The organism is Pseudomonas fluorescens (assembly GCF_001307275.1).
Taxonomy (GTDB): Bacteria; Pseudomonadota; Gammaproteobacteria; order Pseudomonadales; family Pseudomonadaceae; genus Aquipseudomonas; species Aquipseudomonas fluorescens_AA.
In genome coordinates this window covers 3,076,543-3,091,518 of the sequence record NZ_CP012831.1, presented here as the reverse complement: position 1 = coordinate 3,091,518, position 14,976 = coordinate 3,076,543, and the positions used below count along the sequence as shown (strand labels likewise).

The 14,976-nt window shown below is 60.7% G+C and carries 10 protein-coding genes, 1 pseudogene and 1 riboswitch; of the genes and pseudogenes, 6 read left to right on the top strand and 5 right to left on the bottom strand.

The window, feature by feature from the left end:
* The first annotated feature begins 157 nt into the window (after window positions 1-157).
* Window positions 158-1,885 carry a patatin-like phospholipase family protein gene (locus AO356_RS13645; protein ID WP_237140813.1) on the top strand — a complete coding sequence of 576 codons (1,728 nt, stop codon included), beginning with the start codon at window positions 158-160 and terminating at the stop codon, window positions 1,883-1,885.
* 38 nt (window positions 1,886-1,923) lie between these two features.
* On the opposite strand, the gene AO356_RS13640 is transcribed toward AO356_RS13645, so the two are convergent.
* Together AO356_RS13640 and AO356_RS13635 are read right to left on the bottom strand one after the other, a co-directional pair.
* Window positions 1,924-2,805 (bottom strand): formate/nitrite transporter family protein, encoded by an 882-nt coding sequence (locus AO356_RS13640; protein ID WP_060740236.1) that lies wholly within the window; start codon window positions 2,803-2,805, stop codon window positions 1,924-1,926.
* A 231-nt stretch (window positions 2,806-3,036) separates the two neighbouring features.
* On the bottom strand, window positions 3,037-3,438 hold the full coding sequence (locus AO356_RS13635) for an acyl-CoA thioesterase (RefSeq protein ID WP_060740235.1): 402 nt from the start codon (window positions 3,436-3,438) through the stop codon (window positions 3,037-3,039).
* A 190-nt stretch (window positions 3,439-3,628) separates the two neighbouring features.
* Window positions 3,629-3,735, top strand: a riboswitch (S-adenosyl-L-homocysteine riboswitch).
* A 23-nt stretch (window positions 3,736-3,758) separates the two neighbouring features.
* On the opposite strand from AO356_RS13635, the gene ahcY reads away from it, so the two are divergent.
* From ahcY to AO356_RS13610, 5 genes and pseudogenes are all read left to right on the top strand, one after another.
* Window positions 3,759-5,168 carry an adenosylhomocysteinase gene (ahcY, locus tag AO356_RS13630; RefSeq protein WP_060740234.1) on the top strand — a complete coding sequence of 470 codons (1,410 nt, stop codon included), beginning with the start codon at window positions 3,759-3,761 and terminating at the stop codon, window positions 5,166-5,168.
* A 184-nt stretch (window positions 5,169-5,352) separates the two neighbouring features.
* Window positions 5,353-6,198 (top strand): methylenetetrahydrofolate reductase [NAD(P)H], encoded by an 846-nt coding sequence (gene metF, locus AO356_RS13625; protein ID WP_060740233.1) that lies wholly within the window; start codon window positions 5,353-5,355, stop codon window positions 6,196-6,198.
* Between the two features lie 84 nt (window positions 6,199-6,282).
* On the top strand, window positions 6,283-7,365 hold the full coding sequence (locus AO356_RS13620) for a hypothetical protein (protein ID WP_060740232.1): 1,083 nt from the start codon (window positions 6,283-6,285) through the stop codon (window positions 7,363-7,365).
* A gap of 124 nt (window positions 7,366-7,489) precedes the next feature.
* Window positions 7,490-8,300: pseudogene (locus AO356_RS13615) on the top strand (substrate-binding periplasmic protein); the annotation flags it as partial.
* Window positions 8,301-8,531: 231 nt separating this feature from the next.
* Entirely contained in the window at window positions 8,532-10,400 is a 1,869-nt protein-coding gene (locus tag AO356_RS13610) for a DEAD/DEAH box helicase (protein ID WP_060740230.1), read from the top strand.
* Between the two features lie 587 nt (window positions 10,401-10,987).
* Here AO356_RS13610 and AO356_RS13605 read toward each other — a convergent pair.
* The 3 genes from AO356_RS13605 to AO356_RS13595 form a co-directional block, all read right to left on the bottom strand.
* Entirely contained in the window at window positions 10,988-11,584 is a 597-nt protein-coding gene (locus tag AO356_RS13605; RefSeq protein WP_025215936.1) for a YceI family protein, read from the bottom strand.
* Window positions 11,585-11,616: 32 nt separating this feature from the next.
* On the bottom strand, window positions 11,617-12,168 hold the full coding sequence (locus AO356_RS13600) for a cytochrome b (RefSeq protein WP_060740229.1): 552 nt from the start codon (window positions 12,166-12,168) through the stop codon (window positions 11,617-11,619).
* An 826-nt stretch (window positions 12,169-12,994) separates the two neighbouring features.
* Complete coding sequence (locus tag AO356_RS13595) at window positions 12,995-14,761, bottom strand: flavin monoamine oxidase family protein (RefSeq protein ID WP_060740228.1); 1,767 nt, start codon at window positions 14,759-14,761, stop codon at window positions 12,995-12,997.
* Window positions 14,762-14,976 lie beyond the last annotated feature (215 nt).

Sequence of the window (14,976 nt, the reverse complement as noted above, 5' to 3'; positions counted from 1 at the left end):
CGCAAAGCAAGCCATCCCTGAACGCCCCCAACAATTGGCATGCGGCGCGACAGACCGGTCGATCACCCTCGTTCGAAATGAAGACGGTAGCGCTCAAGTCAGTATCAATCGGCCTCCCATCACAGAATTGGTGCTCAGTGGCGGTGGCGCCAAGGGGGTGGCGTATTCTGGCTTCGTCGATACGCTCGAAACCAACGGCATCATGGACAATATCAGAACGATTTCAGGCTCCTCTGCGGGGGCCATATCGGCAGCGTTGCTCGCCAGCGGCATGAATCATGCCGGCTTCGATAGGATTTCTGACGATATCCCTCTCATTTCCTTGCTCGACAGCACCAACGCTACTGTTCAAAAAATCCAGAACGGATTGTCGAAGCTGGGCGAGAAACTGGAAAAACTCCCGCTGGCGCAACTGTTGTGTGATTTGCTGCCACGCCTGGGTTCCAAAGGGATGCCACTGGAGAAACTGATCAGGGAGGAAGCTTGCACGTCGCTGTTGCAGCGTTGCAAAGAACACCCGGAGCCTCTTTCCGAAGACGCGCAACAAGCCGTTGCCAATGTGGAAAGGAACCAATACGTCACTTTTGCCGACCTGGCCGTCCTGAGCAAAGAGGTCCCGCAAATCAAATCCGTGGAAATCACCGGCACCGCCATGTTCGAGGAAGGCACGCAATTGGTGGTCTTCAGCGCGGACCTGACCCCCGATATGGACATTGCCGTGGCCGCGCATATCTCCGCATCGCTGCCGGTGGTGTTCAGCCAGCCGACCCTGCAAGGACAGCCGTTCCAAGCGGTGGGCACCACCACGGCATTTGCCGATGGCGGCATCCTGAACAACACACCGGTACCTGCCATCTACAACCCGGCCACCTCCATGAGCCCGATCCCGGACGGCGAGCCGTTGATTCTGGTATTCGAGGCTCAAGAGTCGGCCCAGGAAAGCCCGCGAGGCACGGGCATCTCGGCCCTGATCGATCGGGTGCTCAAGGCTCCCCACACAGCCAGCTCTGCATGGAATGCCGAACAACTGAAGCCCTTTGCCGACAAGACCGTCGTCGTGCCGCTGATAACCGATAAAGGCAATTACTCTGGCCTGGTGAGCGGAACGATCAACTTCAGCATGTCCAAGGAGACCAAGAACCATCTCCAGGAAGAACTGCGCAAGGCTGTTCAAACCCACGTGGACGAGCGCAACACCACGCAGCAGACCTTTTCGTTTGCCTCGGTCGAGGACGCCCTGCTGGCGTTGAGCGACAAGGACTTCGAGCCGCTGAGCATAGAACTGGAAGGCGACGAAGCCTGCGCCGAGGTAATCGCCTTCAGGCGCCACACACTACTGGCGTTGACGCAATTGAAGGAAGCGATCCAGGCGGCCAACGAAACATCCTCCAAGCTTGAACCCACTTCACAAATGCAGAGCGCCATCTGGGCCCTCGACCAGCTTGCGGACCAGCCCGGCAAGCTGGATTGGTTGGCAAAACGCCTCAACCACGGCAATGACCCGGACTTCATGCAGTTCCTGCAGGCTGCCGCCGAGTGGGACAGCGGCGCGACCGGCGCCATTTCCGAGGTGACCCGTCACGCCGTCGAGCAAATGCACCTGCACGACATTGGCACGCGCATCCATAACGTCGTGCAAAACGTGCTGAATCCCGCACGCTTTATCGGCGGCCAGCCCGATGCGAACATCAAGCTGATAAAAGGGGTCATCCGGGACCTGCAAGACGTGCAAGATCCAAAGGCCTCCAAAAACTCACTGGAGCAGAAGATCGCGTTCAACAATTCACTCGAACGGGTCATCGCCAACTACAGGTCCCGCTACACGGGGATGCTCGATCCGGAGTCGACAACCCGCAAGACACTGCGCAACATGCAATTCAAATAACCGCCGCTCACGCCGGGAGCCAGGGATCAGGTTCCCGCCTACTCCGAATCGTTGCGCCGCGCAGGCTTATCTGGGCGTTTATCGTTGGGCAGGCCGACTTCGCTGCGGATCTGTGCATGGCTGATCAAAGCGAAGATGAAGCTACCGCCGACGATGTTGCCGGCCAGTGTCGGCCCGGCGAAGACCATCCAGAAGTCCTCCCAGGACAACTGGCCGGCGAACACCAGGTAGGACACTTCGGCCGAGCCGACGACGATGTGGGTGAAATCCCCCAGCGCCATGAGGTAGGTGATCAAAATGATGATCCACATCTTGGCGCTTTCCATGGACGGGATCATCCAGACCATGGTGGCGATCATCCAGCCGGAAATGATGCCCTTGGCGAACATCTGGCCGGTGTCGTTCTCCATGACCTTGCGGCCGATTTCCAGGAAAGCCTGGTCGGTGCGCGGGTCGAAAATCGGCAGGTGCAGCATCACGTAGGCCACCAGCAAGGTGCCGCACAGGTTGCCCACCAGCACCACCCCCCACAGCCGCAACAACCGACCGAAGTTGCCCAGCGTGGGTTTGCTCATGATCGGCAGCACGGCGGTCAGGGTGTTTTCGGTGAACAGTTGCTGGCGGGCCAGGATCACCGCGAGAAAGCCGGCGCAGTAACCGAAACTGGCGATGACCTTGAAGCCCTCGTGATCCGGCAGCCGGGAGCTGAGCAAGCCCATCGCCATCAGCGACAGCCCCATGGTCAGTCCCGCCGCCAGCGCCGACCACCAGAGCGCGGCGATACTGCGCTCCAGCTCCAGATTGCCCTGGGTGCGGATGATTTCATGCAACACGGCCGCCCGCGGCGGCTGGTTACGGTCGACTTCGTGCTGCTCCTGAGCCGAAAGGTCAGGGGTCTTGCCGTCTTTGTGGGTGTCCATACAGCTCCTGAACCGGTGGCGTGATGTACCTACGACACGCGGCGTTCAGAGCTGTTCAGTGGCACCCCGAACACAAATGTGGGAGCGAGCTTGCTCGCGATAGCGGTGGGTCGGTTTGCATCGGTGTTGAATGTGCAATCGTCATCGCGAGCAAGCTCGCTCCCACAGGGGAGTCCTCACCGCAGTCCCCTTGTGGGAGCGAGCTTGCTCGCGATGACAGCGCCGCCGATCTCACCCGACGACATCCTCCTTGAACTGATCCTTGACGTACGTGATCTCGGTCCGCCCATGAGGCGCGGGCAAGCCGTCTTCGCCGAGGTTGACGAAGACCATCTTCTCCACGGTCAGGATGCTCTTGCGGGTGATTTTGTTGCGCACCTCGCAGGTCAGGGTGATGGAGGTGCGGCCAAACTCGGTGGCGGTGATGCCCAGCTCGATGATGTCGCCCTGGCGCGAAGCGCTGACGAAATTGATTTCCGAAATGTACTTGGTGACCACGCGCTGGTTGCCCAGCTGGACAATGGCGTAGATCGCCGCCTCCTCGTCGATCCAGCGCAACAGGCTGCCGCCGAACAGCGTGCCGTTGGGGTTGAGGTCTTCGGGCTTGACCCATTTGCGGGTGTGGAAATTCATGATCACTCCTGAGCGTCTGGCCGTTGAATAGCCGCATCATGGCAGACCGGGCGGTCAGGCTCTAGGTCGCGGGCCCTATGACGATCATCGGCAATTTCGATTTGCCGACAGAAACCCTTTTGGAAGATCCGATTAGCCCGTTATAATCGCCCCGCTTTACCCGGTCCACCCGTTGGACCGTTCCCGCCACCTGTCCGAGGGGCGCTGCAGCAGGCTCGACCTGTCAGGCTCGGATGGGGCGTTGTTTGTACGGGCCTGCCCGCACGGACACTAAACGCACAACGGCGCCCATTCGCATACATTACGAATGGAGGCTCTTCATGAGCGCTGTTATCACGCCTGCAGCTTTTACCGATTACAAAGTCGCCGACATTTCCCTGGCTGCCTGGGGTCGTCGCGAAATCATCATCGCCGAATCCGAAATGCCAGCCCTGATGGGTCTGCGTCGCAAGTACTCTGGCGAACAGCCATTGAAAGGCGCAAAAATCCTCGGCTGCATCCACATGACCATCCAGACTGCCGTGCTGATCGAAACCCTGGTTGCCCTGGGTGCCGAAGTGCGCTGGTCGTCCTGCAACATCTTCTCGACCCAGGACCAGGCCGCTGCCGCCATCGCCGCCGCCGGTATCCCGGTATTCGCCTGGAAAGGCGAGACCGAGCAAGAGTACGAGTGGTGCCTGGAACAGACCATCCTCAAGGATGGCCAGCCATGGGACACCAACATGATCCTCGACGACGGCGGCGACCTGACCGAGCTGTTGCACAAGAAATACGCATCCGTGCTGGAAAACGTCCACGGCGTGACCGAGGAAACCACCACCGGCGTACACCGCCTGCTGGACATGCTGGCCAAGGGCGAACTGAAGATCCCGGCCATCAACGTCAACGACTCGGTGACCAAGAGCAAGAACGACAACAAGTACGGCTGCCGTCACAGCCTCAACGACGCCATCAAGCGCGGCACCGACCACCTGCTGTCGGGCAAGCAGGCGCTGGTGATCGGCTACGGTGACGTGGGCAAGGGTTCTTCCCAGTCCCTGCGTCAGGAAGGCATGATCGTCAAGGTGTCCGAAGTCGACCCGATCTGCGCCATGCAGGCTTGCATGGACGGTTTCGAGCTGGTTTCCCCGTTCATCGACGGGATCAACGACGGCACCGAAGCCAGCATCGACAAGGCGCTGCTGGGCAAGATCGACCTGATCGTGACCACCACCGGCAACGTCAATGTCTGCGATGCCAACATGCTCAAGGCCCTGAAGAAGCGCGCCGTGGTCTGCAACATCGGTCACTTCGACAACGAAATCGACACCGCTTTCATGCGCAAGAACTGGGCATGGGAAGAAGTGAAGCCACAAGTCCACAAGGTGCACCGCACCGGTACCGGCAGCTTCGACCCACAGAACGACGACTACCTGATCCTGCTGGCCGAAGGCCGCCTGGTTAACCTGGGCAACGCCACCGGTCACCCAAGCCGCATCATGGACGGTTCGTTCGCCAACCAGGTCCTGGCCCAGATCTTCCTGTTCGGCCAGAAATACGCCGACCTGTCGCCGGCCCAGAAAGCCGAGCGCCTGACCGTGGAAGTACTGCCCAAGAAACTCGACGAAGAAGTGGCCCTGGAAATGGTCCGCGGTTTCGGCGGCGTGGTCACCAAGCTGACCAAGCAACAGGCTGACTACATCGGCGTCACCGTCGAAGGCCCGTTCAAGCCGCACGCTTACCGCTACTGATCGGCGCTGCTCCCCCACGGGAGCAGGCTTTTTTGTGGGAGCGAGCTTGCTCGCGATGCAGACACCTCGGCCCAACTGCCGTACCGAGGCGATGGCAATCGCGAGCAAGCTCGCTCCCACATAAGCCCGCCCCCACCAGGGATATGCAAGCCTCACCGGCCTACGAGTTTCCAAGGATATGACCATGTCCCAAGACCGTCGCTACAGCTTCGAGTTCTTCCCGACGAAGACCGATGCTGGGCATGAAAAACTGATCGCCACTGCCCGCCAGTTGGCCAGCTACAACCCCGATTTCTTCTCCTGCACCTATGGCGCCGGCGGTTCGACCCGTGATCGCACCCTGAACACCGTGTTGCAGCTCGAAAGCGAAGTCAAAGTTCCCGCAGCCCCTCACCTGTCCTGCGTCGGCGACAGCAAGGACGACCTGCGCAGCCTGTTGGCCCAGTACAAGGCCGCCGGCATCAAGCGCATCGTTGCCCTGCGCGGCGACCTGCCGTCGGGCATGGGCATGGCCAGCGGTGAGCTGCGCCACGCCAACGAACTGGTGAGCTTCATTCGTGAAGAAACCGGCGAACACTTCCACGTCGAAGTGGCTGCGTATCCGGAAATGCACCCGCAAGCACGCAACTTCGAAGACGATCTGCGCAATTTCGTACGCAAGGCCAATGCTGGCGCCAACAGCGCCATCACCCAGTACTTCTTCAACGCCGACAGTTATTTCTACTTCGTCGAACGTATCCGCAAGCTGGGCGTCGACATTCCTGTCGTGCCGGGAATCATGCCGATCACCAACTACAGCAAGCTGGCACGCTTCTCCGACGCATGCGGTGCAGAAATCCCACGCTGGATCCGCAAACAACTGGAAGCCTATGGCGATGACTCCTCAAGCATCCAAAGCTTCGGCGAGGAAGTCATCACACAAATGTGTGAACGTTTGTTGCAGGGCGGCGCACCGGGGCTGCATTTCTATACCCTTAACCAGGCCGAGCCCAGTCTCGCGGTATGGAACAACCTCAAGCTGCCGCGCTGATTGACTTAATGCGGTGGTACAAAGAGGCCTTGGCGAAAACCAAGGCCTTTTTTTTAAGCGCAGACATCTGGAGGATTGCAGTAGATGCCTAATGGTCACAGGCTAACGACCCCACAACTCATTTATCTGGTCTACGGGGCCGAAACCTACCACCAGGAAGCGTTGTTCAGCATCGCCAGCGCGCTGGCCGGCCTGCGCAAGACGCCGGACGAAGCCTTGGATATCCAGGTGTTCACCGACAATCCCGCACCGTACGCAGGGCTGCCGGTGCGTTTGCGCCCGCTGGACAATGAAACCCGCCAGGCCTGGATCGAACCCCACGGGTATCACTTCCGCGCCAAGCACGTGGTAATGCAGAAGGTGCTCGAAGAAGCCGAGGTGGCGCTGCTGATCGACACCGACACTTTTTTCCACTGCTCCCCCCTCGAACTGTTTCGCCGCGTCCAGCCTGGTACGTTGCTGTGCAATGCCTTCGGCCTGACGTATGGCGCCAACAAGGACGCCGAGCTTTACCTGACACTGGCCGACACCCTGCGCCAGCGGCAGTTGGCGGACGACGACATGCCCTTGCTGAACTCCGGGGTCATTGGTCTCAACTGCGTCGATGCGTCAGTCCTGGATCGCTCGATCGCCCTGATGGATGAACTGTATCCATTGGCGAAGGGTGCCTACACGCTGGAAGAGTTCTGCCTTTCGGTAGCGGCCTATCGCTCGGTGCAAGTGCGCGAATGCCCGGACCTGATCCACCACTATTGGAGCCGCAAGCAGCTGTTCCGCGCCAAGACCAAAGCCTGGCTCGACAAACACGGCGCCGCACCGACTTGCCACCAGGCCCTGGATGAAACCGGCCAAGTCACCGCCACCCTGCCTCGGCCGCCGACCTTCCAACGCCTGGCCTACAAATTCATCACCCTGGGGCTGCCCAGCCATAAACGCCAGTTCATGCGCGAGATTCTCTATGGCTGCTATCGCCATACCAACGAGTTCGATCAGGCCTGCGCCCCGGTCTGGTGGGAAAAAGCCCTGGAGAACGTCGAACATCGCCTGGAAAAATCGCTGCAGGACCATGAACTCAAACGTTGGCTCGATCATCCGCTGATTCGTCTCGTGCTGGGTGAGCGCCGCGAAGCCATCTATGCGCACCTGATGCAGGCAAAAGGCAAGTAGTGGCCTGTGTGGTGAGTTCGTCAGTTCAAATTCGCAGAAGTTGACTCACTAGCCAAACAGGCCACCAGGGCACAGGCCAGGGCGCTCTAGCTATTTGATAAGCTCTCGTCGTAACCTCAGGCCCATGCCCGTCATTGTCCAGCTGCTGACCGCCCTTCTTCTCTTGTGCCTGAGCGTGACCGCCCAGGCCGAGAAGTTGCGCATTGTCACCGAACCCTGGGCGCCTTATGTCTACGAAGAGAACGGCAAGAAGCTCGGCCTGGATTACGAAACCACGGCCATTGTGTTCAAGCGCCTGGGCATCGATGTGGAATGGCAGTTCCTGCCCTGGAAGCGGTGCCTGGCGATGCTGGAACAAGGGTTGGCGGACGGTGCGCTGGACATTTTCCACAGCGATGAGCGCGATGCCCTGTTGCTTTACCCCAGCGAACCGCTGTCGGACGTGGAATTCGTGATGTTCTACGCCAACGCCCGCCCCCATCCGTTTCGCACGCTCGACGACCTGGGCGGCCTGACCGTCGGCACCTCGCCCGGCTACCTGTACAGCCAGGCCTTCAGTGAGTCGACCCTGTTCAAACGTGAAGCGGCGCCCACCCACGAAGCCAACTTCGGCAAGTTGCAACTGGGGCGGATCGACCTGCTCATCACCGACCGCAGGGTCGGCCGACATGTGCTCGAACAAATGCAGTTGGGCGACCAGATCACCGAAAACCCGGTGGTGGTGAGCCGTCAAAGCCAATACCTGGCGGTGCGACGCAATGCCGGGATGGATTTGCTGGTGCAACGCTTCAGTGCCGAACTCAAGCGTTTCAAGCGCGAACCGGCCTATGCCGAGCTGAGCGCCCGCTACGGCGCAGGCGATATGACCAAGGCCACTTCGCCCGGCCGGGCCAGCACTGAAATAAACCGTTGAGCAGCAGGAAAGCGGCGCGAGGCGTTTGCTCTGTTATACTCCGGCCTTCCCGCCAGGCTCACGCCCGGACGCCCGGTCTTGCAAAAGGCATCCCGACACCGCTACAGCGCAGCCTACAGCCCGCGCGAGCCTTGTCCGGACCCGCCTTCGAGGCCCGGCAGGACCGGACGGGATGACGTCTTTTGGTTGAACGTCATTCGCGCCCGGCAAGACTATCCCATTGGGCCAGGCCCTCACTAAAACAGGATTACTCATGTCCTTTGCTTCCCTCGGTCTCTCCGAGGCTTTAGTCGGCGCCATCGAAGCCGCCGGCTATACCCAGCCTACCCCGGTGCAACAGCGGGCCATTCCCGCCGTGTTGCAAGGTCGCGACCTGATGGTCGCGGCGCAGACAGGTACTGGTAAAACCGGTGGTTTCGCCCTTCCGATCCTGGAGCGGTTGTTTCCCAACGGTCATCCAGACAAATCCCAGCGTCATGGCCCGCGCCAACCGCGCGTACTGGTCCTGACCCCCACCCGCGAACTGGCGGCCCAGGTACACGAGAGCTTCAAGGTCTACGCTCGCGACCTGAAGTTCGTCAGCGCCTGCATTTTTGGCGGCGTCGGCATGAACCCCCAGGTCCAGGCCATGTCCCGTGGCGTCGATGTACTGGTGGCCTGCCCCGGTCGCCTGCTGGACCTGGCCGGCCAGGGCAGCGTCGATTTGTCCCACGTTGAAATCCTCGTGCTGGACGAAGCCGACCGCATGCTCGACATGGGCTTCGTCCATGACGTGAAGAAAGTCCTCGCCCGCCTGCCCGCCAAGCGCCAGAACCTGCTGTTTTCGGCGACGTTCTCCAAGGACATCACCGACCTGGCCGGCAAGCTGCTGCACAACCCGGAGCGCATCGAAGTCACGCCGCCGAACACCACGGTCGAGCGTATCGAGCAGCGTGTGTTCCGCCTGGCGGCCAGCCACAAGCGTGCCCTGCTGGCGCACCTGATTACCGCCGGTGCCTGGGAACAGGTCCTGGTCTTCACCCGTACCAAGCACGGCGCCAACCGCCTGGCCGAGTACCTGGACAAGCACGGCCTGCCAGCCGTGGCGATCCACGGCAACAAGAGCCAGAACGCCCGCACCAAGGCCCTGGCCGACTTCAAGGCCGGCGAAGTGCGCATCCTCGTGGCCACCGACATCGCGGCCCGTGGCCTGGACATCGACCAGTTGCCCCACGTGGTCAACTTCGAGCTGCCGAACGTCGATGAAGATTACGTTCACCGTATCGGCCGTACCGGCCGTGCCGGTCGTTCGGGCGAAGCGATCTCGCTGGTCGCGCCGGACGAAGAAAAGCTGCTCAAAAGCATCGAGCGCATGACCAAGCAGAAAATCGCCGACGGCGACCTGATGGGCTTCGATGCCAGCACGATCGAAGCCGAGAAGCCTGAAGTACGCGAACGTCCGGATGTGCGTAATCCGCGCAATGCCCGCGGCCCACGGGGCGACGGTCCGAACGGCGGTGGTGGCGGCGGCGGTCGCAAAGACAAAGGCAAGGACAAGGGCAAGGAAAAATCGGCCAGCAACAGCAATGGCCGCGGCGAACGCCCTGCCCGCGAACAGAAGCCCCGCGAAGGCACCCCGGCCCGTGAGCAGCAGCGTCCGGCTCCGCGCGCCGCAGCCGATCGTGCCCCGGACGAGTTCCTGGATGACGATGTCGATAACTTCGGTAACCGCGTCGACTACGTGCCACAGCAGAAACCGGCCCAGGGCCGCGGTCGCCGTCCGGGCGCCCCGGCACAGGGCGCAGGTGCAGGCGCTCCGCGCGGTGGCCAGCCACAGGGTCGCCAGAACGGTCCGCGCAACAGCAACGGCTCGTCTACCGGCACACCGCCGGCCAAGCGCAGCGGCCCACGCAACGGTGCCCCCCGTGACGGCCAGGCCCGTCGCGACGACACCCGCCCGCGCCGCCCGGCCCGTGACGACCAGCCTCGCCAGGAACCGGCCGTGCAGAACCCGCGCAGCAACCAGCCGAAAATCATGCACAAGGAATCGAAAGCCGATCGCTTCCCGACACCTGAACAGCTGGATCAACTGCCAAGCCGTCCACGGGGCGAAAAACCGGCATTGCTGACACGCAATCGCTGAGTTTTTTCAAGCCGTGAAAAAGCCCCGGGTCTCGCGACCCGGGGCTTTTTTTTGGCTCGACACATTCCAGATTTGGGAGCGAGCTTGCTCGCGATAGCGGTGTATCAGCCAACACCAATGTGACAGAACTGCCGTCATCGCGAGCAAGCTCGCTCCCACAGGGTTCTCTGCGTTGCCCGAATCCGCGCAATAAAAAACGCCCCTGGTCCCAAGACCAGTTTTTTTGGCCCGCACATTCCAAATGTGGGAGCGAGCTTGCTCGCGATAGCGGTGTATCAGCCAACACCAATGTGACAGAACTGCCGTCATCGCGAGCAAGCTCGCTCCCACAGGGTTCTCTGCGTTGCCCGAATCCGCGCAATAAAAAACGCCCCTGGTCCCAAGACCAGTTTTTTTGGCCCAACACATTCCAAATGTGGGAGCGAGCTTGCTCGCGATAGCGGTGTATCAGCCAACATCAATGTGACAGAACTGCCGTCATCGCGAGCAGGCTCGCTCCCACAGGGTTCTCTGCGTTGCCCGAATCCGCGCAATAAAAAACGCCCCTGGTCCCAAGACCAGGGGCGTTTTTTTGTCAGGCGCGAAGGTTACTTCGCTTTGACACCTTCAAACGAGACGTACAGTTCGACCGCGTCGGAGGTTGGACCCAGGTCTTTCTGCTTGCCGAAGTCCGAACGCTTGATGCTGGTGGTGCCTTCGAAGCCAGCACGGTAGCCGCCCCATGGGTCCTTGCCTTCACCCAGGAAGGTGGCCTTGACCACAACCGGCTTGGTCACGCCCAGCAGGGTCAGGTCACCGGTCACATCGGCGGTTTCCTTGCCATCAGCGTTCTTGCCAGTGGACTTGACGCTGGTGGAAACGAAGGTCGCCTTGCCGAATTTGCTGGCGTTCAGGAAGTCAGCGCTGGCGATGTGCTTGTCGCGCTCGGCGTGGTTGGTGAACACACTGGCGGTATTCACGTTGAACTCGATCTTGCTGGCTTCAGGCTTGGCGGCGTCGAAGCTGAACTTGCCGTCGATGTCCTTGAAGGTACCGGTGATGTAGCTATAGCCCAGGTGGCTGATCTTGAAGTCGACGAAGGCGTGCTGGCCTTCCTTGTCGACGACGTAGTCGGCAGCCATGGCCTGGCCGGCAGACAGCAGGGCAGAACCGATTGCCAGGGCGGCGAGCGTCTTTTTCAACATGCTTTCTATTCCTTTGGAGTCGAGGTTGAACATCAGGCTTGGCGCCCCAGCATTCGCTTGAGGGTCGCGTCACGGTCGATAAAGTGGTGTTTCAATGCTGCCAACGCATGAAGGCCGGAAAAAATGACCAACGCCCATGCCAGGTAGAAATGAATCTCACCGGCGACGTCTGCCTGATCGGGCAGTCCGGACACCAGCGCGGGTACTTCAAACAGGCCAAACACCGGAATCCCGACACCGTCTGCGGTGGAAATCAGGTAACCGGCAATCATCACGGCGAACAACCCGAGATACAGTGCGCTATGGCCAAGCTTGGCGCCGACGCGGGTCAGGCGGCCATAGGTTGGCAGAGTCGGTGGTGGCGGGCTGACAAACCGCCAGATTACCCGCAGCAACATGACCGCCAGCAGCACCAGGCCAATGCTCTTGTGCAGGTCCGGCGCGTCTTTGCGCCAGGTGCTGTAGTAATCCAGGCCGACCATCCACAGGCCCAGGGCGAACAGCCCGTACACCACCAGCGCAACGCCCCAGTGCACAGCGATACTGACCCAGCCATAGCGAGAAGAAGAGTTGCGAAGCTGCATTGCTCATATCCTGTAAAAACTGCGATCAAGACTAGCGAGTTATCTATCGATTTAAAGCGGAAATTTTCGCTTTGAAATATCGAGAAATACGATCATCAGTCTGGAGGGGGTGGGTTAAGGAAAGATTAAAGGGGAAACGGTGGTGATGGCGACCGGTGCAAACAGCGATCGCGTGATTGAAAGGGCCCTATCGCAGCCTGCTCACGGCGCTTTTTTGCCATGAAGCATGTGTGCTGGGCCCTCCCCAGCTCTAATATCCTAGGATAGCCTGACAGTTGATGTACTAATTCACCGAGCACTCGGGCTTGTATGGATCCATCGTGCACTTGTATGCCAACTGCAGATCTCTTTTTGGGATCATCGGAATCCTCAAAGGATCCCGGCATTCGCCATAGACACACCCAGAAAGTACTACCAACGCAACCATCGCTATTAGGATTTTCATAAGCGCTCCAGTTTTTTAGGAGCCTAGAGCCTATGACTGGTGCGCTCTATCACTTCCATCCTGTTAATGGGTGGGAAGTTTCCGATATATCGCCGCAGCGTGTAAGAAGTTAGCGCTCGTTGCACAACGCCGGGCTCTGGGTGACAGCGTCAGTACACGCCTAATGCAGGATAAAAAAAGAGCAGCCCTTGGGCCTTATGCTGCTTACTTAAGAAAAGCGATGAGCCCGTGGCGAGGGAGCTTGCTCCCGCTTGAGTGCGAAGCGCTCACAAAAAGGGGTGCTGCGCAGCCCAGCGGGAGCAAGCTCCCTCGCCACAATGATTCAGACAAGCCTTGAGCGAACAGTGCTAGACCCTTGAGCCGCGCTTTTCGCCAGGACGACTACTGAACCTTGGTTTCAGTGGTCGTCGCCGGCTTCGCCGCTGGCTTCTTCGCCGGTTCGGTCTTTTTCACCGGGGCCTTGGCCGGGGCTTTTTTTGCCGGGGTCTTGGCTGCCGGTTTCTTCGCCGATGCTTTCTTGGCAGGCTCGGCTTTTACCGGGGCTGCGGCCTTAGGCGCCTCTACCGGCGCAGGTGCCGGCGCAGGTGCCGGCACAGGTGCTGGCGCTGGCGTCGGTGCTGGCGCTACCGGCTCGGGCGCCTTGACCGGCTCCGGCTTCTTGTCGTCATCCGAGCCACCGAACAGGTTGCTGAAGAAGTTGCCCTTCTTCGCCGCCACCGCACCGGCAGCGGCGGCTGTCGCGGCGGGAGCGACCTTGGCCGGTTCGAACGACTTGCCGGCCGCCAGGTCTTCAACCTGGCTGGCAGCCCGCTGGCCGCTGCGCAACGCGCCTTCCAGGGTGCCCGGATACAGGGTGTCGGTGTGTTCGCCGGCAAAGGCTACACGCTGCAACGGTTTTTCCCACAGACGCCAGTACTTGCTGATCTGGCCCGGGCCGAAGGCCAGGTACGCGCCGCCCGTGGACGGGTCGGTGCTGTAGCGGCGGATTTCATAGCCGGTGAACGCGCCACGGGCCTGTGGATAAAACGCGTGCAGGCGGATCAGCACCTGATCGACCATCTGCTTGTCGCCGAAGGCCTGCATCACCCGGGCGTTGTCGCCGGACAGGTTGATGACCACGTTGGCGCCGCCCTTCATGGCCGGCTCGATCCACATCATGCCCAGGCCGGCGTTGCTGTAGATTTCGCCCGACATGCGTGCCTTGCTGTCCCAGACGGGGGTCTTGAACTTGAGCATGATCTGGTCGCGCCAACCGTAGTTGGTGCCCTTGATCGCGCCTTGATGCTGGGCGTCCAGGGCCGGGGTCAACTGGATCTTGTTCAGTGCCCGCAGTGGCACCGCCAGCACCACGTAGTCAGCCTGGTAACCCACGCTGCCGACCTTGACGGTCACGCCATCCTTGTCCTGGGAGATGGCCGACACCGGCGAGTTGGTCTTGATGGTTTTCAGTTGCTTGACGAACGCCTGGGCCAGGGTCGGACTGCCGCCGAGCAGGCGCGAGGCGCGCAGGTCGCGGTCGGACACGCCACGATAGACGCGGTTCTGCTGGGCGAAATACAGCAGCGACAGGCGCGAAGGCTCGTCATAACGGGTACGAATTTCCTGGTTGACCAGTTGCCGCGCGGTGGCTGGCAGTTGCAGGCGGTCGAGCCAGTTGGACACGGTGATCTGGTCCAGGGCGTGCAACGTGTTATTGGCCGCCGGGTTCTGCGGGTCTTCGATGGAGCGCGCCAGGTCGTCCAGGGTGGTTTCATAGCGCTTGAGGGCTTCGGCGGTGGCCGGCTGCTTGGTCGCCAGATCGGCGGCGGTGAAGTAGGTGCCGTCGATCAGGTAGCTGGGGGTACGCACGAACTCCGGGGCCGGCGTGGTGCTCAGCTTGAAGGCCGAGACGTATTTGTTCAGCACCGGCTGCGTCTTCTCATTGCCGATCCACTCGCTGGTGGCCATGCCCGAGCGACCGCCCAGGTCCGGCTTGGCTTCCAGCAGCGTCACGGCCCAGCCTTTGTTCTGCAGCTCATAGGCCGCGGTGAGTCCCGCCAGGCCGCCGCCGATGACGATGGCCGTCGGTTGTTTGTCCTTGGCCAGCGCCGAAACGCTGAACAGCCCTATCATCACCAGCGCACAGGCGCGCAGCCAACCAGCAGACATTCAACGAACTCCGGATTAAACGTAGGAAATTTCAGCTTTCGAGCCAGGCGGCTCTCGGTTTTTCGAGCCAGTCGGCTCAGGGAACGGCGAAGAATACGACAGCCATCAAAGCGCCGCCAGCGGCGTCTATCGCCTCGCGCAAAGTCGCGTCAACGACACAATGGGTTGTCCCCAGGGCCGCCATTGCATAGGCTTGCGCGATTGTTTTGCCCGCG

Bases quoted from the DNA above. Each gene is read 5' to 3' on its own strand.
- AO356_RS13640 (WP_060740236.1), bottom strand. From the start codon at position 2,805: ATGGACACCCACAAAGACGGCAAGACCCCTGACCTTTCGGCTCAGGAG.
- AO356_RS13620 (WP_060740232.1), top strand. From the start codon at position 6,283: ATGCCTAATGGTCACAGGCTAACGACCCCACAACTCATTTATCTGGTC.
- AO356_RS13600 (WP_060740229.1), bottom strand. From the start codon at position 12,168: ATGCAGCTTCGCAACTCTTCTTCTCGCTATGGCTGGGTCAGTATCGCT.
- AO356_RS13610 (WP_060740230.1), top strand. From the start codon at position 8,532: ATGTCCTTTGCTTCCCTCGGTCTCTCCGAGGCTTTAGTCGGCGCCATC.
- AO356_RS13605 (WP_025215936.1), bottom strand. From the start codon at position 11,584: ATGTTGAAAAAGACGCTCGCCGCCCTGGCAATCGGTTCTGCCCTGCTG.
- metF (WP_060740233.1), top strand. From the start codon at position 5,353: ATGTCCCAAGACCGTCGCTACAGCTTCGAGTTCTTCCCGACGAAGACC.
- AO356_RS13635 (WP_060740235.1), bottom strand. From the start codon at position 3,438: ATGAATTTCCACACCCGCAAATGGGTCAAGCCCGAAGACCTCAACCCC.
- AO356_RS13595 (WP_060740228.1), bottom strand. From the start codon at position 14,761: ATGTCTGCTGGTTGGCTGCGCGCCTGTGCGCTGGTGATGATAGGGCTG.
- ahcY (WP_060740234.1), top strand. From the start codon at position 3,759: ATGAGCGCTGTTATCACGCCTGCAGCTTTTACCGATTACAAAGTCGCC.